Source organism: Candidatus Pelagibacter sp. HIMB1517, assembly GCF_052047895.1.
Lineage (GTDB): Bacteria > Pseudomonadota > Alphaproteobacteria > Pelagibacterales > Pelagibacteraceae > HIMB114.
Window position 1 is genome coordinate 26,343 of record NZ_JBNAIW010000008.1, and the last position, 20,415, is coordinate 46,757.

23 protein-coding genes and 1 tRNA gene are annotated in these 20,415 nt (G+C 28.5%); 8 read left to right on the forward strand and 16 right to left on the reverse strand.

What is annotated here, in order from left to right; translation table 11 throughout:
* Positions 1-75: 75 nt before the first annotated feature.
* A complete protein-coding gene (locus ACTTAT_RS04780) occupies positions 76-675 on the reverse strand; it encodes a ribonuclease HII (RefSeq protein ID WP_440679940.1) in 600 nt (199 codons plus the stop codon).
* Positions 669-1,325: a uracil-DNA glycosylase gene (locus tag ACTTAT_RS04785; RefSeq protein ID WP_440679941.1), complete on the reverse strand. Its 657-nt coding sequence runs from the start codon at positions 1,323-1,325 to the stop codon at positions 669-671. Before ACTTAT_RS04785 ends, ACTTAT_RS04780 begins: the two co-directional genes overlap by 7 nt.
* Positions 1,326-1,329: 4 nt before the next feature.
* On the opposite strand from ACTTAT_RS04785, the gene ACTTAT_RS04790 reads away from it, so the two are divergent.
* From ACTTAT_RS04790 to ACTTAT_RS04805, 4 genes are all read left to right on the forward strand, one after another.
* Positions 1,330-3,006, forward strand: coding sequence for a tetratricopeptide repeat protein (locus ACTTAT_RS04790; protein WP_440679943.1), 1,677 nt, complete (start codon positions 1,330-1,332; stop codon positions 3,004-3,006).
* Positions 2,999-3,850 carry a 4-(cytidine 5'-diphospho)-2-C-methyl-D-erythritol kinase gene (gene ispE / locus ACTTAT_RS04795; protein WP_440679944.1) on the forward strand — a complete coding sequence of 284 codons (852 nt, stop codon included), beginning with the start codon at positions 2,999-3,001 and terminating at the stop codon, positions 3,848-3,850. The genes ACTTAT_RS04790 and ispE overlap by 8 nt, the downstream gene beginning before the upstream one ends.
* A 13-nt stretch (positions 3,851-3,863) precedes the next feature.
* Positions 3,864-3,938 (forward strand) — tRNA-Gln (locus ACTTAT_RS04800).
* A gap of 6 nt (positions 3,939-3,944) precedes the next feature.
* Positions 3,945-5,171, forward strand: coding sequence for a CCA tRNA nucleotidyltransferase (locus tag ACTTAT_RS04805; protein WP_440679945.1), 1,227 nt, complete (start codon positions 3,945-3,947; stop codon positions 5,169-5,171).
* Here the strand turns inward: ACTTAT_RS04805 and greA are convergent, their stop codons facing one another.
* Together greA and ACTTAT_RS04815 are read right to left on the reverse strand one after the other, a co-directional pair.
* Positions 5,172-5,648: a transcription elongation factor GreA gene (gene greA / locus ACTTAT_RS04810; protein ID WP_440679946.1), complete on the reverse strand. Its 477-nt coding sequence runs from the start codon at positions 5,646-5,648 to the stop codon at positions 5,172-5,174.
* A gap of 52 nt (positions 5,649-5,700) precedes the next feature.
* Positions 5,701-6,144, reverse strand: coding sequence for a tRNA (cytidine(34)-2'-O)-methyltransferase (locus tag ACTTAT_RS04815; protein WP_440679947.1), 444 nt, complete (start codon positions 6,142-6,144; stop codon positions 5,701-5,703).
* 81 nt (positions 6,145-6,225) lie between these two features.
* Between ACTTAT_RS04815 and petA the strand changes: the two genes are divergently transcribed.
* From petA to ACTTAT_RS04830, 3 genes are read left to right on the forward strand one after another with little or no spacing between them, the layout of a single operon-like run.
* Positions 6,226-6,756 carry a ubiquinol-cytochrome c reductase iron-sulfur subunit gene (gene petA / locus ACTTAT_RS04820; RefSeq protein WP_440679948.1) on the forward strand — a complete coding sequence of 177 codons (531 nt, stop codon included), beginning with the start codon at positions 6,226-6,228 and terminating at the stop codon, positions 6,754-6,756.
* 8 nt (positions 6,757-6,764) lie between these two features.
* The gene (locus ACTTAT_RS04825; protein WP_440679949.1) at positions 6,765-8,030 is read left to right on the forward strand and encodes a cytochrome b; all 1,266 of its coding nucleotides are present in this window, start codon (positions 6,765-6,767) and stop codon (positions 8,028-8,030) included.
* Positions 8,031-8,801, forward strand: coding sequence for a cytochrome c1 (locus ACTTAT_RS04830; protein WP_440679950.1), 771 nt, complete (start codon positions 8,031-8,033; stop codon positions 8,799-8,801).
* Here the strand turns inward: ACTTAT_RS04830 and ychF are convergent.
* The 10 genes from ychF to ACTTAT_RS04880 all read right to left on the reverse strand — a co-directional run bounded on the left by ychF (position 8,778) and on the right by ACTTAT_RS04880 (position 17,069).
* On the reverse strand, positions 8,778-9,854 hold the full coding sequence (gene ychF / locus ACTTAT_RS04835; protein ID WP_440679951.1) for a redox-regulated ATPase YchF: 1,077 nt from the start codon (positions 9,852-9,854) through the stop codon (positions 8,778-8,780). The genes ACTTAT_RS04830 and ychF overlap by 24 nt on opposite strands.
* Positions 9,851-10,405, reverse strand: coding sequence for an aminoacyl-tRNA hydrolase (gene pth, locus ACTTAT_RS04840; protein ID WP_440679952.1), 555 nt, complete (start codon positions 10,403-10,405; stop codon positions 9,851-9,853). The genes ychF and pth overlap by 4 nt, the downstream gene beginning before the upstream one ends.
* Positions 10,405-11,112 carry a 50S ribosomal protein L25/general stress protein Ctc gene (locus ACTTAT_RS04845; protein WP_440679953.1) on the reverse strand — a complete coding sequence of 236 codons (708 nt, stop codon included), beginning with the start codon at positions 11,110-11,112 and terminating at the stop codon, positions 10,405-10,407. The genes pth and ACTTAT_RS04845 overlap by 1 nt, the downstream gene beginning before the upstream one ends.
* Positions 11,113-11,174: 62 nt before the next feature.
* Positions 11,175-12,107 carry a ribose-phosphate pyrophosphokinase gene (locus tag ACTTAT_RS04850; protein ID WP_440679954.1) on the reverse strand — a complete coding sequence of 311 codons (933 nt, stop codon included), beginning with the start codon at positions 12,105-12,107 and terminating at the stop codon, positions 11,175-11,177.
* Between the two features lie 3 nt (positions 12,108-12,110).
* Complete coding sequence (gene pgeF / locus ACTTAT_RS04855) at positions 12,111-12,875, reverse strand: peptidoglycan editing factor PgeF (RefSeq protein WP_440679955.1); 765 nt, start codon at positions 12,873-12,875, stop codon at positions 12,111-12,113.
* A complete protein-coding gene (locus ACTTAT_RS04860) occupies positions 12,865-13,896 on the reverse strand; it encodes an SAM-dependent methyltransferase (RefSeq protein WP_440679956.1) in 1,032 nt (343 codons plus the stop codon). Before ACTTAT_RS04860 ends, pgeF begins: the two co-directional genes overlap by 11 nt.
* Complete coding sequence (gene lgt, locus ACTTAT_RS04865; protein ID WP_440679957.1) at positions 13,877-14,653, reverse strand: prolipoprotein diacylglyceryl transferase; 777 nt, start codon at positions 14,651-14,653, stop codon at positions 13,877-13,879. Before lgt ends, ACTTAT_RS04860 begins: the two co-directional genes overlap by 20 nt.
* Entirely contained in the window at positions 14,653-15,954 is a 1,302-nt protein-coding gene (locus ACTTAT_RS04870) for an ATP-binding protein (RefSeq protein ID WP_440679958.1), read from the reverse strand. The genes lgt and ACTTAT_RS04870 overlap by 1 nt, the downstream gene beginning before the upstream one ends.
* Entirely contained in the window at positions 15,955-16,635 is a 681-nt protein-coding gene (locus ACTTAT_RS04875) for a response regulator transcription factor (protein ID WP_440679959.1), read from the reverse strand. It abuts the gene before it with no gap.
* Positions 16,632-17,069 carry a MarR family winged helix-turn-helix transcriptional regulator gene (locus ACTTAT_RS04880; RefSeq protein WP_440679960.1) on the reverse strand — a complete coding sequence of 146 codons (438 nt, stop codon included), beginning with the start codon at positions 17,067-17,069 and terminating at the stop codon, positions 16,632-16,634. Before ACTTAT_RS04880 ends, ACTTAT_RS04875 begins: the two co-directional genes overlap by 4 nt.
* A gap of 62 nt (positions 17,070-17,131) precedes the next feature.
* Between ACTTAT_RS04880 and ACTTAT_RS04885 the strand changes: the two genes are divergently transcribed.
* The gene (locus tag ACTTAT_RS04885) at positions 17,132-18,022 is read left to right on the forward strand and encodes a branched-chain amino acid aminotransferase (protein WP_440679961.1); all 891 of its coding nucleotides are present in this window, start codon (positions 17,132-17,134) and stop codon (positions 18,020-18,022) included.
* Here the strand turns inward: ACTTAT_RS04885 and pgsA are convergent.
* Both pgsA and uvrC read right to left on the reverse strand, forming a co-directional pair.
* Entirely contained in the window at positions 18,019-18,576 is a 558-nt protein-coding gene (pgsA, locus tag ACTTAT_RS04890; protein WP_009359864.1) for a CDP-diacylglycerol--glycerol-3-phosphate 3-phosphatidyltransferase, read from the reverse strand. The genes ACTTAT_RS04885 and pgsA overlap by 4 nt on opposite strands.
* Positions 18,576-20,414, reverse strand: a complete 1,839-nt coding sequence (gene uvrC, locus ACTTAT_RS04895; protein WP_440679962.1) for an excinuclease ABC subunit UvrC — start codon at positions 20,412-20,414, stop codon at positions 18,576-18,578. Before uvrC ends, pgsA begins: the two co-directional genes overlap by 1 nt.
* Position 20,415 lies beyond the last annotated feature (1 nt).

Sequence of the window (20,415 nt, forward strand, 5' to 3'; positions counted from 1 at the left end):
CAACCGGAGGTAGAATAGACTAAATATACTTCTTTTTGTCAATGACCTTCAATTATCAAATAGTGTTAAAGTTTTTTATAGACTCAATATTTTGTGTATTGGAGCAAATGATTTTCGATGGTGATCTGTAATACCGTGTTCTTTAATAGCCTCTAAATGTTTTTGAGTACCATAACCTGAATTTGTATCCCATGAATATTGAACAAAATTCTTTGAGAGTTTTGACATTATTTGATCTCTGTACACTTTTGCAATTATAGAAGCCGCAGCAATCGATGGGTATTTAGCATCACCCTTGATTTTTGTAATTATGTTTTGGTTTGTTTTATCGAATGACCAAGGGCCATCCACCAGTATTTTATGGTCTTTCGGCAAATCAAATTGGTCAACTGCTCGTTTCATTGAAATTAGCGAAGCCTGAAGAATGTTAATTTTATCAATTTCATCTACTTCAGCTATACCTAATTTAAATTTACTTTTTGTTTTTAATATTTCAAAAACTTTCTCTCTTTTAACTTTGGATAATTTTTTAGAATCATCAAGGCATTTATAATCGAAATCTAAAGGTAAAATTACAGCTGCAGATACTACAGGGCCCGCGAGCGGGCCTCTGCCAACTTCATCAACTCCAACAATAAAATTAGATATTTTTTTTTCTTCTAAGATGCTTAGCACAAATTTTGTTCGATAATCTTTTGTTTTAAATTTTTTAAATCTTCCCACGATGCTTTTTTCTGCGAGGGTTGTCTAAGCAAAAAAGCTGGATGATAGCTCGGCAAGCAATCATATTCATTATTGCTTATTTTAATTTTATTCCAATGACCCCTTGATTTAGTAAGTGACTGAGTATTTTCAAAAAAAAAATTAAATGTCACAGATCCTAAAATAAAAATAATTTTTGGATTTATTATTTTAATATGGTCAAATATTATGGACCTGTAGTTTTTAATTTCGACAGGACCTAATTTCTTATTATCTTGCAATCTAAAATTTATAATATTTGTAAGATATACTTTGTTTCTATCAAGATTAATCGCCATTAGCATTTTATCTAAAAGCTCACCAGATTCACCAGAAAATGGTTTTCCATTAATTTCATCAGAAACTCCAGGCGCATCACCAATAATCATTATTTTAGATTTTGAATTTCCATCAGAAAAGACAATTTGATCTTGTTTTTTATTATAGAAGTCTTTTAAGTTATTAATTTTTTTTTTTAAGTCATTTAAAGTTTGACAACTATTGCTGATTTTTTTATTAAAAATAACTCTGTCATAAACACCCGATGATTGATAGAAATCAAAGATATTTTTATTTTGCATCATAATCATGAACTTAAAAAAATTTTTAATAATTTGTAGTATTTTATTTGCATTATCCACTATTGAGGCAACAGCTTTTATTTTTAAAAATAGAACAATTATTCACTCAGATGATTATATTAAAAATTATTTGTATGGTTCAATTTTATACGATGAAAATAAACACAACTTGGCAGCGAAAAACTTAGACAAAATAAATGAGCTGACAGGACGACATATTGAATATGACATTAAATATATAAGTTCTTTAGTAATTAACGGCAAACTAGGTGAGGCTGCGAAAATAATATCTGAAACTGAAAGAGTATATTCCGATATTTTCTTATTTGATTTTATAAAATCAGTTAATTTTTTGAAGCAAAAAAAATACGAAGTTGCGCTGTCAGAAATAAAAAAAATCAAAAGTAATGACCCGCTTTTTAAAGAATTTCAAAATTCTCTAATTTTTTGGATAAAAATTCAAGATAAGAAAAAAAACAGATTAAATGAAATTAAAGAATATAAATCTAGATATTTAAGCATAGGTTTAATAAATAAATTTTTATCTTCTTACTACTTAGGGAACCTAAAGCTTTATAATGATTATAATAGCAAAGTTCTAAATTCTAATGGATTGATACGGTATCAAATTTTTTCAGCATGGAATGAAAAAAAAATTAGCAATCATAAAAAAGCTATAGATATTTTAGAAACTGCATTAACCAAAAATGATAGAAATTTACTTTTAAAACAATCAATCATAGACTTTAAAAAAAATAATAATCAGATTTTATCTTTTTATGATCCAAAAAAATTTGATGATAATATTGCAGAAATTTTCTATTTATTTTCAAATCTATATAAGCAAAGAGATGATGAATTTTCAAACTTACTACTATCATTATCATTAGAGTTTAATGATAGATTTTTATCAAATCATCTTGCTTCTTTTGAAAACCATTTATCTGATAGCAAATCTAAAAATTTTAACTACTTATTAATAAGTAAACTAAAAAATATTGGATCAGAGTATAGGTGGTATATTGATTATCAAATTGCAATACACGAAGAAAAAGAAAACATAAAATTTTTAGAAAAATCAATAGTTGCTGATGATTTATTTTTAAAAGATAAATATTTTGATTTGGCAAATTTTTATAGAATTAAAAAAGACTATCAACTAGCGCTAAATTATTATGAAAAAATTGAAAAACTTAATTTAGATCTTGATTGGACTTTTTATTATTTTAAAGGAATTTGTCATGAGAGATTGAATATGTGGGATATGTCTGAAAAAAATTTAAAAAAATCTATTTCTCTATCACCTAAGCAATATTCCGTAATTAACTATTTGGCATATAGTTGGCTCGAGAGAGAAAAGAATATTGATGAAGCAACTGAAATGTTAGAAGATGCAGTTAAATTAAGCAAGTGGGAATTAGGTTACATTATAGACTCATTAGGTTGGGCTTATTTTTTACAAAAAGATTTTGATAAAGCTGAAAAATTATTAAAAATTGCTTATGAAAAAACACCATCAGAAAGCGAGGTCTATGATCACTATGGAGATGTTTTGTGGGTACAGAATAAATTTTTACAAGCACGTTATGTTTGGAAAAATGCATTAAATTTAGAAAATATTGATCCTGAGAGAGAAAAAAGAATAAAAGATAAAATTGTAAATGGGTTAAAAATTAGTGAATAAAATTAAATCATTTGCCAAGGTAAATTTATTTTTAAAAGTTGTCGGAAAATCTAAAAATTATCATAATCTCTATAGTTTAATTTCTCAAATAAACTTATTCGATGAAATATCAATTCAAGAAATATCAGCAAAAAAAAGTAAATTTTTATTTACAGGACCTTTCAAAATTAAATCAGAAAAAAACACTATTTCTGATTTGATTTATTTAATGAAAAAAAAATTTTTATTTTTAAAAGATAAAAACTTTATTGTACGAGTAAAAAAAAATATACCAAATGGCTCTGGACTGGGTGGAGCATCCTCAAATGCAGTAACTGTTTTTAGATATTTAAAAAAAAAATATAAACTAAAAATCTCATATAAAGAGAGTCTTAAATTATTAGCAAAAATTGGAAAAGACTGCCCTTTATTTATTGATAATAAAGTAAAATTAATAAAATCTTCAGGGGAAAGATATGAAAAATTTCATCATAAGTTAAACTTAAAATTACTTATAATTTTTCCAAATCAGTCCATCTCAACAAAAAAAGTTTTTAACAAGTTAAACAAATTTTCAAAAATTAGTATTAATAAAAAAATTAATTTGGCAAAAAAACTCTCATTAATAAATTTATGCAAACTTTATAAAAATGATTTATTTGCTCCAGCATCTAGAATTTCAAAAAAAATTATAGATTTGAGTAAAATACTAGATAAACTTGATAGCATCTTATATTATTCAATGACTGGAAGCGGTTCAGCTTTTTTTGTTATTTGCGATACTAAAAAATCACTTTTAAATATTCAAAAAATGATTAAAAAGCAGAAAAAAGCTTTTTGGACTACGATAGCTAAAACAATTTAATTGTTAAATTAATTGGGGCATAGCCAAGCGGTAAGGCAGCGGTTTTTGGTACCGCCATTCCTAGGTTCGAATCCTAGTGCCCCAGCCAACAAAAATGATTTCTAATCTTATAAAATTGAATGAATATGAGGAAGCGAAAAAGGTCTTTCATATAATTAATTCAGAAGAAGAAGATGTTGTATGTTTATTTGTTGGCGGATGTGTAAGAGATTTGCTTTTTGGTAAAGAACTTTCTGATATTGATTTTGCAACTTCATTAGAGCCTGAGCAAGTAAAAAATAAACTCAATAAATCTAATATTACTTACGTTGACACATTTGAAAAATATGGTTCTATAAAAGTATTTATCAATAATAAATTTTTTGAAGTTAATACTTTAAGAAAAGATTTTAATGAAGATGGCAGGCACGCAAGTGTAATGTTCACCAAAGATTGGAGACAAGATGCGCTTAGACGAGATTTTACAATTAATTCTATTTATTGTGATCTAGATGGCAGGATTTATGATCCTTTTAAAGGTGTTGATGATATAAAAAATGGATATATAAAATTTATTGGAGATCCAGCCAAAAGAATTAAAGAAGATTATTTAAGAGCTTTAAGATATTTTAGATTTCATATCCAATTTTCAAAACATGATCATGAAGAATATGTCTTAAAATATATTAGCCAAAATCAAGATAATATAGAGAATTTGTCCAAAGAGAGATTAATTGGCGAAATGAGTAAAATCTTAATAAGTGGACTTGGTTATAAATTGTTTTCAAATAATTTTTCTAAAGATCTTTTTTTATCAGTTTATAAAGGAATAAAATATTTAACACGCCTAGAATTCAAAAGAAAAAAAAGAATTTTAAAAAAAGAAGTTGATTGGGTAGTTTTAATATCGCTATTGTTAATTGACCAAACAAGAAATTTTGAAAGATTTGTAAAAGATTTTCATTTATCAAATGAAATTAAAAATCGTTTAAATAATCTTCAATTGCAATTTACTTTTAAAACAACAGATACAATTGAAAAAATTGAAAATTTAAAAAAAGCTGTGTTAAAATATGGAGTTGCATCAGTTATTGATTTTATTCATTTTCAATATTTGGTTAATGAAAAATATCACTATGATTTATACGAGAGTAATCTTAAAGTTATAAAGGAAACAAAACCTCCAGAATTTAAATTTGATGCAAATATACTTATCAAAAAAGGTTTTAAAGAAGATGCAAATTTAGGGATTGCAATTAATTTTTTAAAGCAAAGGTGGGTAGCAAATAATTATGAAATTAGAGATAAGGATATAGATGACGCTATTCAATTATTTAAATAATTAAATATATTGAACATTTGTTATTTCAAAATTTTTTTCACCAGAGGGAGTTTTTATCTCAGCAAATTCTCCTTTAGTTTTTCCAATAAATCCTCTTCCCATAGGTGATTGATAAAATAAAAGACCGTTCTTTACGTCGGCTTCATCTTTGCCAACTATTTTATACTTACTTTCTTTGTCAGTTTCTAAATCCTTAACAGTGATGGTTGCACCAAAAATTACTTTATCGTCTTTTTTTAATTTAGTAACATCAATGACATTTGCTGTCGCGATAGTTGTTTCAAGCTCTTTAATTCTTCTTTCGTTCAAACCTTGCTCTTCTTTTGCTGCATGATATTCAGCATTTTCTTTCAAGTCTCCATGAGACCTTGCCTCAGCAATCGCTTGTACAATTTTAGGTCTCGTATTATTTTTTCTATCATCAAGTTCTACTCTAATTTTTTGTAAACCTGATATTGTTATTGGTTGCTTATCCATGATTTATATTAACATTTTGTTTTAGTTCAAAAAAGACATAACTTAATTAAATTTACCCAAATTGCCTTAAGGCTTCGGATGAAGCAATTGCTACACTGGTGGCTAAATTGAGCGAACGTGTATTGTTTTTAATTGGAATATTCAGTTTATTTTTAATGGTCTCATGAACTTCTTCACTTACACCTTTACTTTCACTTCCAAAAAGCAAGGTATCATTTTTTTCAAAAGTGAATTTAGTGTAGTTATTTTTAGTTTTAGTCGTAAATAATATTACTCTTTTCTGTTTTTTGCTCTTCACAAAGGTATCAAAACTTTCATGGTAAAAAATTTCACAATCTTTCAAGTAATCCATATAGATTCGGTCTAGTTTTTTTTCATTAAGAACAAAACCTGCTGGCTTAATAATTTCTAGTTTCAGACCTAGGCATGCACAAGTCCTAATTATAGCTGCAGTATTTTGAGGAATATCTGGCTGATATAAAGCAATATTGAGCATATTTTATCCAATCTGCGTCATTGTTGTATTAGAAAAACATCTTAAATTAATAATATATTCCTTTCATCAAAAAATTTAAAAATGTCAGAAGAAAAAAATAATAAAGACAAACCAACAAGAAGAGAATTTATTCATATCGCTACAACGACAGTTGGAGCAGTAGGAGCTGGATGTGTAGCTCTTCCATTAGTCACTCAAATGAACCCAGATGCTTCAGTTAAAGCATTGGCTAAAGTTGAGGTTGATATTAGCAAGATTGATAAAGGTAACGAAGTTACAGTAATGTGGAGAGGTAAACCTATTTTTATTAGAAGAAGAACAGACGAAGAGGTGATGAAAGCTAGACAGGTAAGTCTCAAAGAACTTAAGGATCCTCAAAAGGATGAAGAGAGAGTAAAAAAAGGAAAAGATGAATGGTTAGTGATGGTTGGAGTTTGTACTCATTTAGGATGCGTTCCTTTAAAGCAACAAGGAGAATATGGTGGATGGTTTTGCCCTTGTCATGGTTCTCATTATGATATCTCAGGAAGAATTAGAAAAGGTCCAGCACCAGTAAACATGGAAGTCCCAAACTATGAGTTTGTCTCAGATACAAAATTAGTGATAGGTTAATAATAATTATGAGCGATACGAATTATAAACCCACATCAGCTTTTGGAAGATGGTTTGATGAAAGACTTCCATTATTAACATTATTTAATGGACACTTAATGCAGTATCCAACACCTAAAAATTTAAATTATTGGTGGACATTTGGTGGAATATTAACTTTTTGTTTAGTTACACAAATTATAACAGGTATCGTATTAGCTATGCACTACACTGCGCATGCTGATTTAGCTTTTTCTAGCGTAGAACATATTATGAGAGATGTGAATTACGGTTGGTTAATTAGATATATCCATGCAAATGGTGCATCAATGTTTTTCTTAGCAGTTTACATTCACATTTTTAGAGCTTTATTTTATGGTTCATACAAATCACCAAGAGAAGTAATTTGGATTTTAGGTATTTTAATTTATCTTTTAATGATGGCGGCTGCATTCATGGGTTATGTTTTGCCATGGGGTCAGATGAGTTTCTGGGGTGCTACTGTTATTACAAACTTATTTAGTGCAATACCGCTAGTAGGTGAAAGTATTACTCAATGGCTTTGGGGCGGTTACTCAGTTGACAACCCAACGCTAACTAGATTTTTTAGTTTACATTATTTAATACCATTTTTAATTTTAGGTTTAGTAATACTTCATATTTGGGCACTACATGTTCCGGGTAACAATAACCCAGTTGGAATTGATTTAAAAAAAGATGGTTCAGATACAGTTCCATTTCATCCATACATTGTAATTAAGGATTTATTTGCACTTGTAATTTTTATGATAGTTTTTGCAGGCTTTGTTTTTTATGCACCAAATATTTTAGGTCATTCAGATAATTACATACAAGCAGATCCATTAGTAACACCAGCGCACATTGTGCCAGAATGGTACCTATTACCATTTTATGCAATTTTAAGATCAGTACCAGATAAGTTAGGTGGTGTAATTTTGATGTTTAGTGCAATTTTAATATTAGCAGCACTCCCATGGTTAGATACATCTAAAGTAAGATCGGCAGTTTTTAGACCAATTTATAAACAGTTTTTTTGGATATTAGTGATAGATGTTTTGGTGCTAGGTTACATCGGTGCAATGCCTGCAGAGGGCATGTACGTAGCAATTGGTAGAGTTGCAACAGTTTATTATTTTGCTCATTTTTTAATTATTTTACCGATTTTAGGTTTCACTGAAAAAACAAAACCAATACCTACAAGTATTGCTGACCCAATATTTACAGGTTCAGGTAATCCTGCTTTTGCTAAAAAGATAGATAAAGACCTTCAGTAAATGAAATTACTATTCTCAATATTTTTATCTATTTTAATTTCATTTAATTCATTTGCAGCAGGTGAAGCAGAAAAGCCCATGAAAGTAGACTGGTCTTTTAATGGTTTTTTTGGAAAGTTTGATAGGGCTCAACTGCAAAGAGGTTATCAAGTTTATAAAGAAGTTTGCGCATCTTGTCATTCAATGAAATATCTAAGCTATAGAAATCTAGGTGAACCAGGTGGACCTGAATTCTCAGATGCAGAAGTAAAGGCAATTGCAGCTGGGTTTACTGTTAAAGATGGACCAAATGAAGATGGAGAAATGTTTGAGAGAGCTGGATTGCCAAAAGATAAATTTATCAGTCCATACCCAAATGAGAAAGCTGCAAGAGCTGTTAATGGTGGTGCATATCCTCCAGATATGTCAGTGCTAGTAAAAGCTAGATCTGGTGGAGCTAATTATATTTACTCAATTCTAATGGGTTATGAAAACCCACCTTCAGATATGAAAATAGAGGAGGGTGTTTATTACAATAAATATATGGCGGGCAATAAAATTAGAATGTCTGCGCCGTTGAGCGATGGTAGTGTAGAATATTCTGACGGAACGAAAGCTACAGTTTCACAAATGTCACAAGATGTAACTGCTTTCCTTACTTGGGCGGCAGAGCCTCATTTAGAAAAGAGAAAAAGGATTGGCTTTAAAACTATTCTTTATTTATTAATTTTTAGTGTTCTTGTATTCTTTTCGATGAAAAAAATTTGGTCACGTGTTGAAACGAAAGTGTAAAATATCACCATCTTGAACTTTATAATCTTTCCCTTCAATTCTTAACTTCCCATTATCTCTACACCCTGACTCACCATTAAACTTAATATACTCTTCATACGCAATAACCTCAGCTTTAATAAAGCCTTTTTTAAAATCAGTATGTATTACAGCAGCAGCATCTGGCGCTTTGCTATCTTTTTTTACAGTCCAAGCTTTTGTTTCTAGAGGTCCTGCTGTAAAGTAAGTACACAAGTCTAGTGATTTGTAACTTGATTTAATTAATCTATCTAAGCCAGTTTCATTTAAGCCAATTTCTTTCATAAATTCTTTTGCATCAGCATCACTTAAATCGTTAATTTGCTGTTCTATTTCAGCGGATATTAGTACTACCTCATTATTTTTGTTTTTCTCTAAAACTTTCTGAGTATATTTATTTCCTTTTGCAACACTTCCCTCATCTGTATTACAGACAATAATTTTTGGTTTTAACGTTAATAAGTTAGACATATTGATAATTTTCTCATCGTATTTTTCTCTTAGATGATTTATTGAATCACCTTTTTTTAGTAACTCCATAGCGCTTGATAGTAAGCTATCTAATTCTTCATTTTCAGATTTATTTTTTTTCTTTTTATCTAATCTTTTTTCCAATGATTCTAAATCTGCTAACATTAGCTCAGTTTCAATAATTTCAAGATCACGATTAGGATCAACAGTCTTATTTACATTTTGAATATCATCTGAGTCAAAACATCTTAATAAATGTACTATTGCATCCACTTCTCTTATGTGTGATAAAAATTTATTTCCCAAACCTTCTCCTTTAGATGCGCCCTCAACTAGTCCCGCAATATCAACAAAGGTAATTAATGTATTAATTACTTTTTCAGATTTTGCTATTTTAGATATTTTATCTAATCTTGAGTCTGGAACCGCAACCACCCCAACATTTGGCTCTATAGTACAAAAAGGAAAATTTGCTGCTTCAGCATTTTTAGATTTTGTCAAAGCATTGAAAGTTGTTGATTTACCAACATTTGGCAGTCCAACTATCCCGCATTTAAAACTCATATAATATTATTTACCTTACTTGAAAATTCATCAAATTTTTTTAAAAGTACAAGTTGTAAGTTTTTTTTTATAGATACAAAAGAATTTTTAATAAGTTTAACCTCTTCTTTTTTGAAATCATTTAAAACATAATTTTCGACTAGATTTTTTTCGCCTGGATGTCCAATCCCAACTCTAATTCGGTTAAAATCATTACCGATATGTTCCGAGATAGACTCTATTCCATTATGACCACCACTAGAACCGCCATTCTTAACTTTAATTTTACCGATCTCGAGATCCAAATCATCATGAATTACAAAAATATTTTCATTATCAAGTTTATAGAATTTTTTAATCTCAAACAAAGATTCTCCAGATAAATTCATATATGTCATTGGTTTTAATAAAAGTGTTTTCTGGTTAACTATTTTTTCTTCAGCAAGAAGACCTTTAAATTTTTTTTTATAATTTTCTGCTGATACTAGAAAGTCTAGGAGAGCAAATCCAACGTTGTGTCTATTGTTTTGATATTTTTGATCTGGATTACCAAGGCCAGCCAACAAGAGCATTATTTCTTGTCAGCACTCTCTTTTTTTTCTTCACCAGATTTATCAGCATCTCCAGATTTAGCTTCTGTAGTTTTTGCTTCCTCACCACCATCAGTTGTAGCATCTGCTCCTTCTGCAGCTGGCTCTGGTTCTTTAACTACTGTTGGTGCAGCCACTGTGGCTATAGTAAAGTCTCTATCTTTAATCGTAGGAACAACTCCTTCAGGTAAATTAATTGCTGATATATGAATACTTTCGCCAATTTCTCTTTTTGCTAAATCTACAATTAACTCTGATGGAATTTTATCTGCAGGACAATCTAGTTCTACTTTACGTCTCACTATGTTTAAAACTCCTCCCATTTTTAATCCTGGGCAAGTCTCTTCGTTTAAAAACTTCACTAGAATCCAAACGATAACTTTAGTGTTTGCTGATAGTTTTTGAAAATCGACATGAATTGGTTGATTAGAGATATTTTCGAATTCTATATCTCTCGGCAATACTTCATATTCTTTTCCATCTAAATTAATTTTAAATACTTTACTTTTGAAATTTGTTGTTTTTAAGAAATGGTCTAATGTACTCTTCTTAACGCTTAAATTAATATTCTTATCAATATCACCATATAATATTCCTGGTACAAATCCTTTAGATCTTAGTTTGTTAAGCTCTGATTTAGTTTTTGTGGATCTTACTTCAGCTTCTATAGTGTTGTTTTCTGAACTCATGATTGGCAGGTTTTTACAATAAAGTATAAAAAAGACAAGTGAGATTTATTGTAAAAAAAGGCCTATTTAAACAGTTTTGATACAGATTTTGATATAGAAATACGTTTAATTGCCTCAGCAAGTAAAGTGCCCACATTGATAATTTGAAATTTTGCTGATCGCCCGATTTTTTTATCATTCAAAATTGAATTTGAAATTACAAATTTTTTAATTTTTGATTTATTTATTTTTTTTACTGCTTCTCCAGTAAGCACTCCGTGCACAACATAAGCATAAACATCTTTTGCACCTTTATTTTTTAAAGCAGTAGCTGCATTTACAATTGTTCCACCACTATCTACTAAATCGTCAATAATTATGCAGGTTTTATTTTTTACATTTCCAATTACATTCATGACTTCTGATTTTCCAGGACCTGACCTTCTCTTATCAATTATGGCAAGATCCGCAGACAATCTTTTACCTATTGCTCTTGCTCTTTCAACCCCACCTACATCAGGCGCAACACAAACTATATTTTTTGATTTAATATATTTTTTTATGTGCGATACAAATGTTGGGGCAGCAAATAAATTATCAACTGGAATGTCGAAAAATCCTTGGATTTGATTAGCGTGCAGGTCCATTGTAAGAATACGATTTACACCAGATCCAATTAATAGATTAGCAAACAACTTAGCACTAATTGGCGATCTTGGTGTCACCTTACGATCTTGTCTCGCATAAGCAAAATAAGGAAGTACTGCGGTAATACTTTTTGCTGATGCTCTTCTTAAGGCATCAACGCAAATTAATAATTCCATGATGCTATCATTGACAGGTGTAGATGTACTCTGAATGACAAAAACATCCTGACCTCTCATATTTTCATTAATTTCAACATAGACTTCACCATCAGCAAATCTTGTAATTTTTGTATCAACAATTTTTTTTCCTAATTTTTTTGCGATATCTTTTGATAAGCTAACGTTATTAGTACAAGATATTATTTTCATGAATTACGAATCTTTTACTATGACTGAAATGTTTCTTCCATAATCATCTTCTTTTTTATGCACAGATCTCCTAAAACTAAAAAAAAATTTAGGACTTGAGTATGTATCCTTCTCAATAATTTGAATATTTTTTCTACTTAGCTTTTGTTCAATTAATTTTGTAAGTGCGTATTGTTTAATATTGAAGAATATCTTACCTTTTTTTATTTTAAACAATTTTTGATATTTGTTATTCTTGTTTATTATTTTGTTTTTAAAATCTGATTTTACCTCATAGCTTTTAAATCCAATACACGGTCCTATAGCACAAATAATATCGTTTTTTTTTATTTTATTTTTTATGAATAATTTTAAAGCATTTTTTATGATATTTTTATGCAAACCCTTCCAACCTCCATGTACAGCACAAATAAATTTTCCACATCTTGATGAAAAAAGTATCGGAACACAGTCTGCTGTTAATACTCCAATAATAATTTTATTTAATGAAGTAAAAATACCATCAGCATATCCAAGTCTTATTTTTTTATTTTTTCTCTTTAAATGTATTATTTTGTTACTATGGATTTGATTTAATAAATTTATGTTATTACAACTAAATTTTTTTTTAATAACTTCAATATTTTTGATAACATATATTTTTTTGTCTTTTGATCCCAAACCACAGTTCAAAGACTTGTAAATACCCTTGGAGCAACCTCCTTTTTTTGAAAAAAAACCATGAGAAATATTTTTAACTTTAGATAATTTTTGAGACTTAATTTGCATTAGTAATAATTAAACATTTAAATAAATTCCCCATTTTCTTGGGATGAATTAGTCTATCTACTGACATCTCTAGTTTTAATTTATCTTTTTCAGAAGTTAAAATATTAGTTGCTTGTCTCAACCTTTCAATAATCCCAGCCCTAGTTAAAAACTCTGATTGAGACATAATTATGTTATCAAAATTGGATTTGTTGTTAAAAATTTTTTTTATTAAATTAAAGTTGATTAGATAGGTTATATCGACATTTCCAGGATCTTCAAAAATACTTACTTTTTTATGATTCTTTAGTCCTTGTAGTGTATTTTTAAATTTATTATCTAGGTAACCGTAGTCAAAAGTTAAAAAACAATTATCTTTATTTTTTTTTAAAACTTTTTTAATTTGATTTAAAAATTCAATTGCTGATGGTGAAAATTCAATAAAATCATTATTCTTACTTACTAGTTTGAAAATTTTTTGATTTTTATTTTTGAGTTTAGCATATTCTGAAATAATCTTATTTTTTTTGTTGTCATAGCATACATATTTTTCATACCAATCATTTTTAATTTTTTTTAAATGCTTGACTGGAAATGCATCTAATAGTTCATTTGATACTATAAATAAGTTTTTGCATTTTAAATCATCAAGTGATTTTATCCAATTAACTTTGAGTTTGCTTAAATTTTTTTTTTGTTTCTTTTTTAAATTTTCACTTTTTTCTAATATAAAATATGAGAAATTAATATTTTTAAATTTATTAATAGTATTAATAATATCTCTTGCCATTACACCCTCTCCAGCACCAATTTCAAGAATTGAAAAACTATAAAATTTTTTTTCTAAAAAATAATTAGTTATATAAATTGCTATAATTTCTCCAAATATACTTGAAATATATGGCGATGTAATAAAGTCGCCCCTGGGTCCAAATATTTTTTTCTTTTCGTAATAACTAGATTTATATTTGTATAGACAAGTATTAATGTAATCATCTAATGGTATTTTTTTTTTCTTTATATTATTTATTATTTTTAACATTAACTATAAGTATCAATCCTAATGATAACATAAATAAACTTAAAATTGTTCCCATGCTAAAAAATCCAAATATATAGCCCAGATGTTCATCTGGTAATCTAAATTGCTCAGCAAAAATTCTAAAACAACTGTAAAAAATTAAGAAAGAGGCCGATACAAAACCTGTAGTTTTTTTAATTTTATAGATTAGATTTAAAATTAAAAATAATATTAGCCCCTCAAGTATAGCCTCGTAAAGCTGTGATGGATGTCGTGGTATTTGATCTATTTTTATAAAAATTACAGACCAAGGCAAATTGCTGGGTGAACCAATTAGCTCTGAATTTATAAAATTTGCTATTCTTCCTAAAAAAAGACCAATTGGAGTAATGATGGCTAATAAATCTGTAAAAATTAAAAGTTTTAAATTTTTAATTTTTGAAAAATAAATTGATATTAAAATGACACCAATGAGACCCCCGTGAAAAGACATACCACCTTGCCAAACATAGAGTATTTCAATTGGATTAGTTAAGTAAAATTGAAAATCATAAAATAATACATAACCAATCCTTCCTCCAATAATTATCCCAATAATTGCAAATGGCAGATAGTCGTCGAGTATTTTAGGTTCAAAATTAAAATAATTATTATTTTTAATTAAATACTTTCCATATTGAATTGCGAATACCAACCCAAAGATATATGCTAAGGAGTACCACCTAATAGCAAAGCCAAAAAATTCAAAAGCAACTGGATCAAAATTATTTACAAACATTATGATGGGAATATTAAATTTACTCTTAAGCCAGAGCCTTTAGGATTGTCCTGAAGCTCTATTTGTCCACCATGAGAATTGACGATATCTTGTACAATTGATAACCCAAGTCCGACACTCCCAGAGCTTGAAGTTCTGCTTTTATCTAATCTATAAAATGGTCTTAAAACTCTTTCCTTTTCGCGATCTGGAATTCCTGGACCGTCGTCATCGATTATAATTACTACTTTATCTTTAGTATCCTTAACTTTTATTTCTACTGAATTACCATATTTCAAAGCATTTTCTACAACATTAAGAATGCATCTTTTAATTAGGTGTTGTCTGCCTGTGAGAAAATAATTTTTATTACAATCAAGTTTTATTTTTGAACCACTAAATTTATGGAAAATTTCATTTAACATAATTGATAAATTAAATTTATTTGAGGATAATTCAGATTGTGATGTTGAGTAATCTAAATAATCAGTAATCATTTTCTGCATTTCGTTTACGTCTTCTTTTATTTTATTTAATTTTCCATCTTTATTTAAAATTTCTATTTGTAGTTTTAATCTTGTTAATGGTGTTTTTAAGTCATGACTTATTCCCGATAGCATAGATGTTCTTTGGCTAATATGCCTTAATATTCGTTGTTTCATTTTTTCAAATTCATTTATTGCTTTTCTAATTTCTATTGCTCCAGATGGCTTTGTTTCAGCAACATATTGACCTTTTCCAAATTTCTCAGCTGCAGAAGCCAAGTTTGTTATTGGTCTAATTTGGTTTCTTAAAAATAATAAGGAAATTATAATGAGTAAAAAAGCTGGAACTAGTATCCAGAGTAGAAAAATTCTTCCTGAAGTATTTCTTATTCTTGATTTAGGTACAATTAAATCAATTATTTGATTATTAAATTCTACTAAAATTTTAACATAATCTTTATGTATTTTGGTATTAAACCAAAATTTATAATTTAAATTTTTTTGAAATTCTTCATTTAGCAACCTGTCATAAAAAGCAAATTTGGAATAATTTGGTTCTTGATATATTTTTCCAACCGATACCTTTATTACATAAGGTTGACTATCTTGAAATGCTTTTAGAATTATTCCTTTTTTTTCTGTATCTTTTTCATTTTCATATAACTTAATGAAGGTTACAATTTCATCTGATAAAGAATTGACTAAGCCTTTATTTGTTTTCAGCCATAGACTGTCAAAGAAAACAACAGAAAGCAAAATCTGAAATAAAATTACGGGTGCTATTATGATAAGAAAATATCTAAAAAATAAAGTTTTAGGTAAAAACTTTTTAATCATTTAGTCGGCCCAAAGAACATACCCATTACCCCTAACAGTTTGAAGGTATATTGGATTTTTTGGATCGGGTTCTATTTTTTGTCTTAATCTGGTTATTACTACATCAACAGCACGTTCTTTGTTTAAATTAATAATTTTGGATATATCCTCTCTTTGAAATACTTTACCCAAAGACATTATCATCTTTTCAAGTAGCAGCTTTTCGGATTGATTAATTTTTTCAACATTTTTTTTAAAAGTTATAGTCATTTTTTTTAAATCAACTTTTCTTTCACCAAATTTTATGAGGTGCATGCCTTCTCTTAAACTTTTAACTCTTTTTAGAATATTTTTAATTCTCAAGACTAATTCTTTTGGCTCAAAAGGTTTTGGAACATAATCATCTGCTCCAGTTTCTAGCCCATGAATTCTGCTAGCAGACTCACCCATTGCAGTTAAAAAAATTATAGGTGTGTCTTTATCTTTTCTAATTTCTTTGGTTAACTCTAAACCAGATTGACCAGGCATCATAATATCTACAATTAATAGATCAAATTCTAAAAGTTGAATTTTATTTTTTGCATCTTCAGCATCTTTTGCAGTAGACACAAAAAAATTTTCACTTTCTAGATATTCTTTTAATGGTTCACGAATACCTTCTTCATCATCAATTATTAATATATGTTTTTTTTCTTCACTCATCCTATGATTCTTTTTAACACATTTTTAAAGTAATTAACTTCATCTGGTGACGATTTTTTGAATGCATTTAGTATTCTATTTTTTTGAGAATTAAATAAGCTATTAGTAAGTTCTAAGCCTTTTTCTGATAAATATACTTCTTTTTCTCTTCCATCTTTTTCAGCTTTCTTTTGTAAAATTAAATTTTTTTTGATTAGATCTTGCAATACTCTGTTTAAACTCTGTTTAGTAACTTTTAAATTATTTAAGATTTCAGTGACCTTGATGCCTGGGTTATTATTAATTAGAATAATTAATCTGTGGTGAGCTTTACCTAAAGCATTTCTTTTTAATGTTTGTTCGCTGTCAGAAAATGAGGCAGTATAGGCCTTCAATAATAGTTCAACAACATCTTTAAGGTTTTGTTCTTTAAGGTAGAGAAAATCTTTTAGCATAAGATATTAGTCAGTATTATTGACTTATATTACATTCAAATATAATTTCTATCTACTTCAATATGGAACCTGTCCCGTACGATAAAAGAAATGGAAAAATTTGGTTTAACGGCCAAGTTATAGATTGGAAAGACGCCAAGCTTCATGTCCTTACTCATGGATTGCATTATGGCAGCTGTGTATTTGAAGGGGAGAGAGTTTATAATGGAGAAATATTTAAATTAAGAGAACATACTGATCGTTTAATATATTCAGCTAGAAGAATGGGTTTTGAAATACCCTACACCGTAGATCAAATTGATGAAGCTTGTAATGAGATTATTAAAATTCAAAATGTTCAAAATGGTTATGTAAGACCTGTTGCCTGGAGAGGTAGTGAAATGATGGCAATATCCGCACAAAAAAATAAAATCCATTTTGCAATTGCCACTTGGGAATGGGGATCTTATTTTGACCCAAAAATTAAAGAACATGGAATTAAATTAAATGTTTCTAAATGGAGGAGACCAGCTCCAAATACAATACCCTGGGATACAAAAGCTGCAGGATTGTATATGATCTGTACACTTTCAAAACATGAAGCAGAAAAAGATGGATTTAATGACTCACTGATGCTTGATCATGAGGACTTTGTAGCTGAAGCAACTGGAGCAAATATTTTTTTCTTGAATGAAGAAACTAAAGAAATTCACACTCCAATACCTGACTGTTTTTTAGATGGGATTACGAGAAGAACTATAATTGATATTGCAAAAGAAAAAGGTTTTAAAATTATAGAGAGAAAAATTAAGCTAGAAGAATTGAAAAATTTTGAAGCTTGCTTTTTAACTGGTACAGCAGCTGAAGTGACACCTGTTTCTCAAATTGGGGATTATAGTTTTAAAGTTACAAACTCTATAGGAAGTTTTTTTGATAAGTACTTAGAAATAGTTAATCGAAAAGTTATTGCTTAATCAAGGGCATGATCAATGCCTTTTTTTATATAATCATAACCAGTATAAACAGTAAGAATTGCAGAGAGCCATAACAAAGTAATACCTATTTCCAAACCATAACCCCCTAATAATTTATCTCCAGAATTTCCTGCCAGCAAAATTGAAATTGAAAACATTTGAAAAAAAGTTTTAACTTTTGCAAGTTGAGAAACTGGCATTTTTAATTTAAATTTAGCGAGATACTCGCGTAAACCTGATACTAAAATTTCTCTGCATAAAATTATTATTGCTGCGATTATATTAGTATTTGTAATCGTATCATTTTTAACTAATAGAATTAAAGCTGTAACTACAATAATTTTATCTGCAATTGGATCTAGCATCTCTCCAAGTCTAGATTGTTGTTTGAGAAGTCTTGCAAGAAAACCATCAACAAAATCAGTAAAGCTTGCCAAAACAAAAATTCCGCATGCAAGCCAGTCACCAAGTGTACCAGGTAAAAAAAATACAAAGACTAATATGGGAACTAAAATTATTCTTCCTATAGTTAATATATTTGGTATTTTTAACATTAAAGAATATTTTTCTTTTTATGAAAAAAATTATAAACTTTTTCTGCTGAACTGTCATTAATTCCATCAATAGATTTGATATCATCTAAACTAGCACCTTCTATTGCTTTTGCAGATCCAAAATGACTTAAAAGTGCTTTTTTTCTTTTTGATCCAATTCCATCAATTTCATCTAAAGGAGATTTAAACATTTGTTTAGTTTTTTTCTTTCGATGAGTAGTAATTGCAAATCGATGAGCTTCATCTCTTATTCTTTGAGTCAAAAATAGCACAGGATCATTTTTGTCTAACTCTATAACACCATCTTCACTAATAAATTTTTCATTACCTTTGTTACGCTCTTTTCCCTTAGATATTGCGATAATCTTAAGGCCATGAAATCCTAAATCATTTAATTTATTTCTCACAACTGAATACTGACCTTTGCCGCCATCAATGAGCAATAAATCAGGTACATTCTCATCTGTTAGCGAGTCTACTTTTGAGAAACGTCTCTGTATGACTTCGGTCATCATACCATAATCATCGTTTGATTTTATTTTAGTATTTTTGATATTAAATTTTCTATATCTATTTTTAATAAATCCATCTTTTCCAAAGGCAATTAATGCACCAATATTACTATCTCCTTGATTATGACTATTATCGTATACTTCTATTAAAGATGGGGTAAAACCTAATTTGAATTTTTCACCCATTGAAATAAGTAGATCATTATTTTTTTCCTGTGATAGTATTTTAATTTGAAGTTGTTCTTGTGCATTTTTAACAGCATTTTTCACCATTGAATTTTTTGGCGATATTTTAATTGAAATTTTTTTATTATATTTTTTTTCAAATGCAGATTTTATTAACTCATGATTTTCAGGAGTTAAATTTAGAACTAATTCAGATGGAGGCTCTTTGTTTTCGTAAAACTGAGTTAAAAAAGATTTTAGGATATGCTCATCACTATCCTCATGATCATGTTTTGGGTAAAAATACTGACTGCCCCAGTTTTGTTTAGATCGGTAAAAAAATATTACTACACACGTTATATTTTCTTTTCTATAACTAACAATTAAATCTGCATCTTTTAAATTATTTTTTTGAATATTTTGAGATGATTGGATGTAAGTTAAGGATTTAATTCTATCTCTTAATATAGCTGCTTTTTCAAAATTAAGTTTGTCACTTTCTTTTTCCATTTCTTGTGACATTTTTTTTTGTATATCTCTTGATTTTCCATTTAAAAAACTTGAGCATTCATCAACAGTTTTGGAATATTCGCTTTTTGTAATTTCTCCAGTGCATGGTCCTGAGCATCTTTTAATTTGATATAAAATACAGGGTCGAGACCTTCCTTTGAAAGTGTTGTCATCGCAAACCCTTATCTGGAAAACTTTCTGAAGCATTTTAATTGTCCAATTAGCTGACGCGATTGATGCAAAAGGACCAAAATAAATATCCTTATCATTATGTTTACCTCTAAATTTAGTTATCTGAGGATAGTCATGGCTTGATCTAATTTGTATATATGGGAAAGATTTATCATCTTTAAGCAAGACATTATATCTAGGTTTATTTTTTTTTATTAAATTTGCTTCTAAAAGAAGTGCTTCGGATTCATTTAAAGTGCTAATTGTATCTATTCTATTTGTCGATGCTATCATTCTCTCTGTTCTAATTGGCTGTGTAGAACTGGAGGAATAATTCGATAATCGGTTTGGTAAGTTTTTAGCTTTACCAACATAAATGATTTTATTTTTCTCATCAAATACTTGATAAACCCCAGGACTATTAGAGCATAGTTTAGATTTATTTTTAAATATCTCTTTACCTTGTTCTAAAGAGTTCATA

Bases quoted from the DNA above. Each gene is read 5' to 3' on its own strand.
- ACTTAT_RS04785 (WP_440679941.1), bottom strand. From the start codon at position 1,325: ATGATGCAAAATAAAAATATCTTTGATTTCTATCAATCATCGGGTGTT.
- ACTTAT_RS04790 (WP_440679943.1), top strand. From the start codon at position 1,330: ATGAACTTAAAAAAATTTTTAATAATTTGTAGTATTTTATTTGCATTA.
- ACTTAT_RS04805 (WP_440679945.1), top strand. From the start codon at position 3,945: ATGATTTCTAATCTTATAAAATTGAATGAATATGAGGAAGCGAAAAAG.
- greA (WP_440679946.1), bottom strand. From the start codon at position 5,648: ATGGATAAGCAACCAATAACAATATCAGGTTTACAAAAAATTAGAGTA.
- ACTTAT_RS04815 (WP_440679947.1), bottom strand. From the start codon at position 6,144: ATGCTCAATATTGCTTTATATCAGCCAGATATTCCTCAAAATACTGCA.
- petA (WP_440679948.1), top strand. From the start codon at position 6,226: ATGTCAGAAGAAAAAAATAATAAAGACAAACCAACAAGAAGAGAATTT.
- ACTTAT_RS04825 (WP_440679949.1), top strand. From the start codon at position 6,765: ATGAGCGATACGAATTATAAACCCACATCAGCTTTTGGAAGATGGTTT.
- ACTTAT_RS04830 (WP_440679950.1), top strand. From the start codon at position 8,031: ATGAAATTACTATTCTCAATATTTTTATCTATTTTAATTTCATTTAAT.
- ychF (WP_440679951.1), bottom strand. From the start codon at position 9,854: ATGAGTTTTAAATGCGGGATAGTTGGACTGCCAAATGTTGGTAAATCA.
- pth (WP_440679952.1), bottom strand. From the start codon at position 10,405: ATGCTCTTGTTGGCTGGCCTTGGTAATCCAGATCAAAAATATCAAAAC.
- ACTTAT_RS04845 (WP_440679953.1), bottom strand. From the start codon at position 11,112: ATGAGTTCAGAAAACAACACTATAGAAGCTGAAGTAAGATCCACAAAA.
- ACTTAT_RS04850 (WP_440679954.1), bottom strand. From the start codon at position 12,107: ATGAAAATAATATCTTGTACTAATAACGTTAGCTTATCAAAAGATATC.
- pgeF (WP_440679955.1), bottom strand. From the start codon at position 12,875: ATGCAAATTAAGTCTCAAAAATTATCTAAAGTTAAAAATATTTCTCAT.
- ACTTAT_RS04860 (WP_440679956.1), bottom strand. From the start codon at position 13,896: ATGTTAAAAATAATAAATAATATAAAGAAAAAAAAAATACCATTAGAT.
- lgt (WP_440679957.1), bottom strand. From the start codon at position 14,653: ATGTTTGTAAATAATTTTGATCCAGTTGCTTTTGAATTTTTTGGCTTT.
- ACTTAT_RS04870 (WP_440679958.1), bottom strand. From the start codon at position 15,954: ATGATTAAAAAGTTTTTACCTAAAACTTTATTTTTTAGATATTTTCTT.
- ACTTAT_RS04875 (WP_440679959.1), bottom strand. From the start codon at position 16,635: ATGAGTGAAGAAAAAAAACATATATTAATAATTGATGATGAAGAAGGT.
- ACTTAT_RS04880 (WP_440679960.1), bottom strand. From the start codon at position 17,069: ATGCTAAAAGATTTTCTCTACCTTAAAGAACAAAACCTTAAAGATGTT.
- ACTTAT_RS04885 (WP_440679961.1), top strand. From the start codon at position 17,132: ATGGAACCTGTCCCGTACGATAAAAGAAATGGAAAAATTTGGTTTAAC.
- pgsA (WP_009359864.1), bottom strand. From the start codon at position 18,576: ATGTTAAAAATACCAAATATATTAACTATAGGAAGAATAATTTTAGTT.
- uvrC (WP_440679962.1), bottom strand. From the start codon at position 20,414: ATGAACTCTTTAGAACAAGGTAAAGAGATATTTAAAAATAAATCTAAA.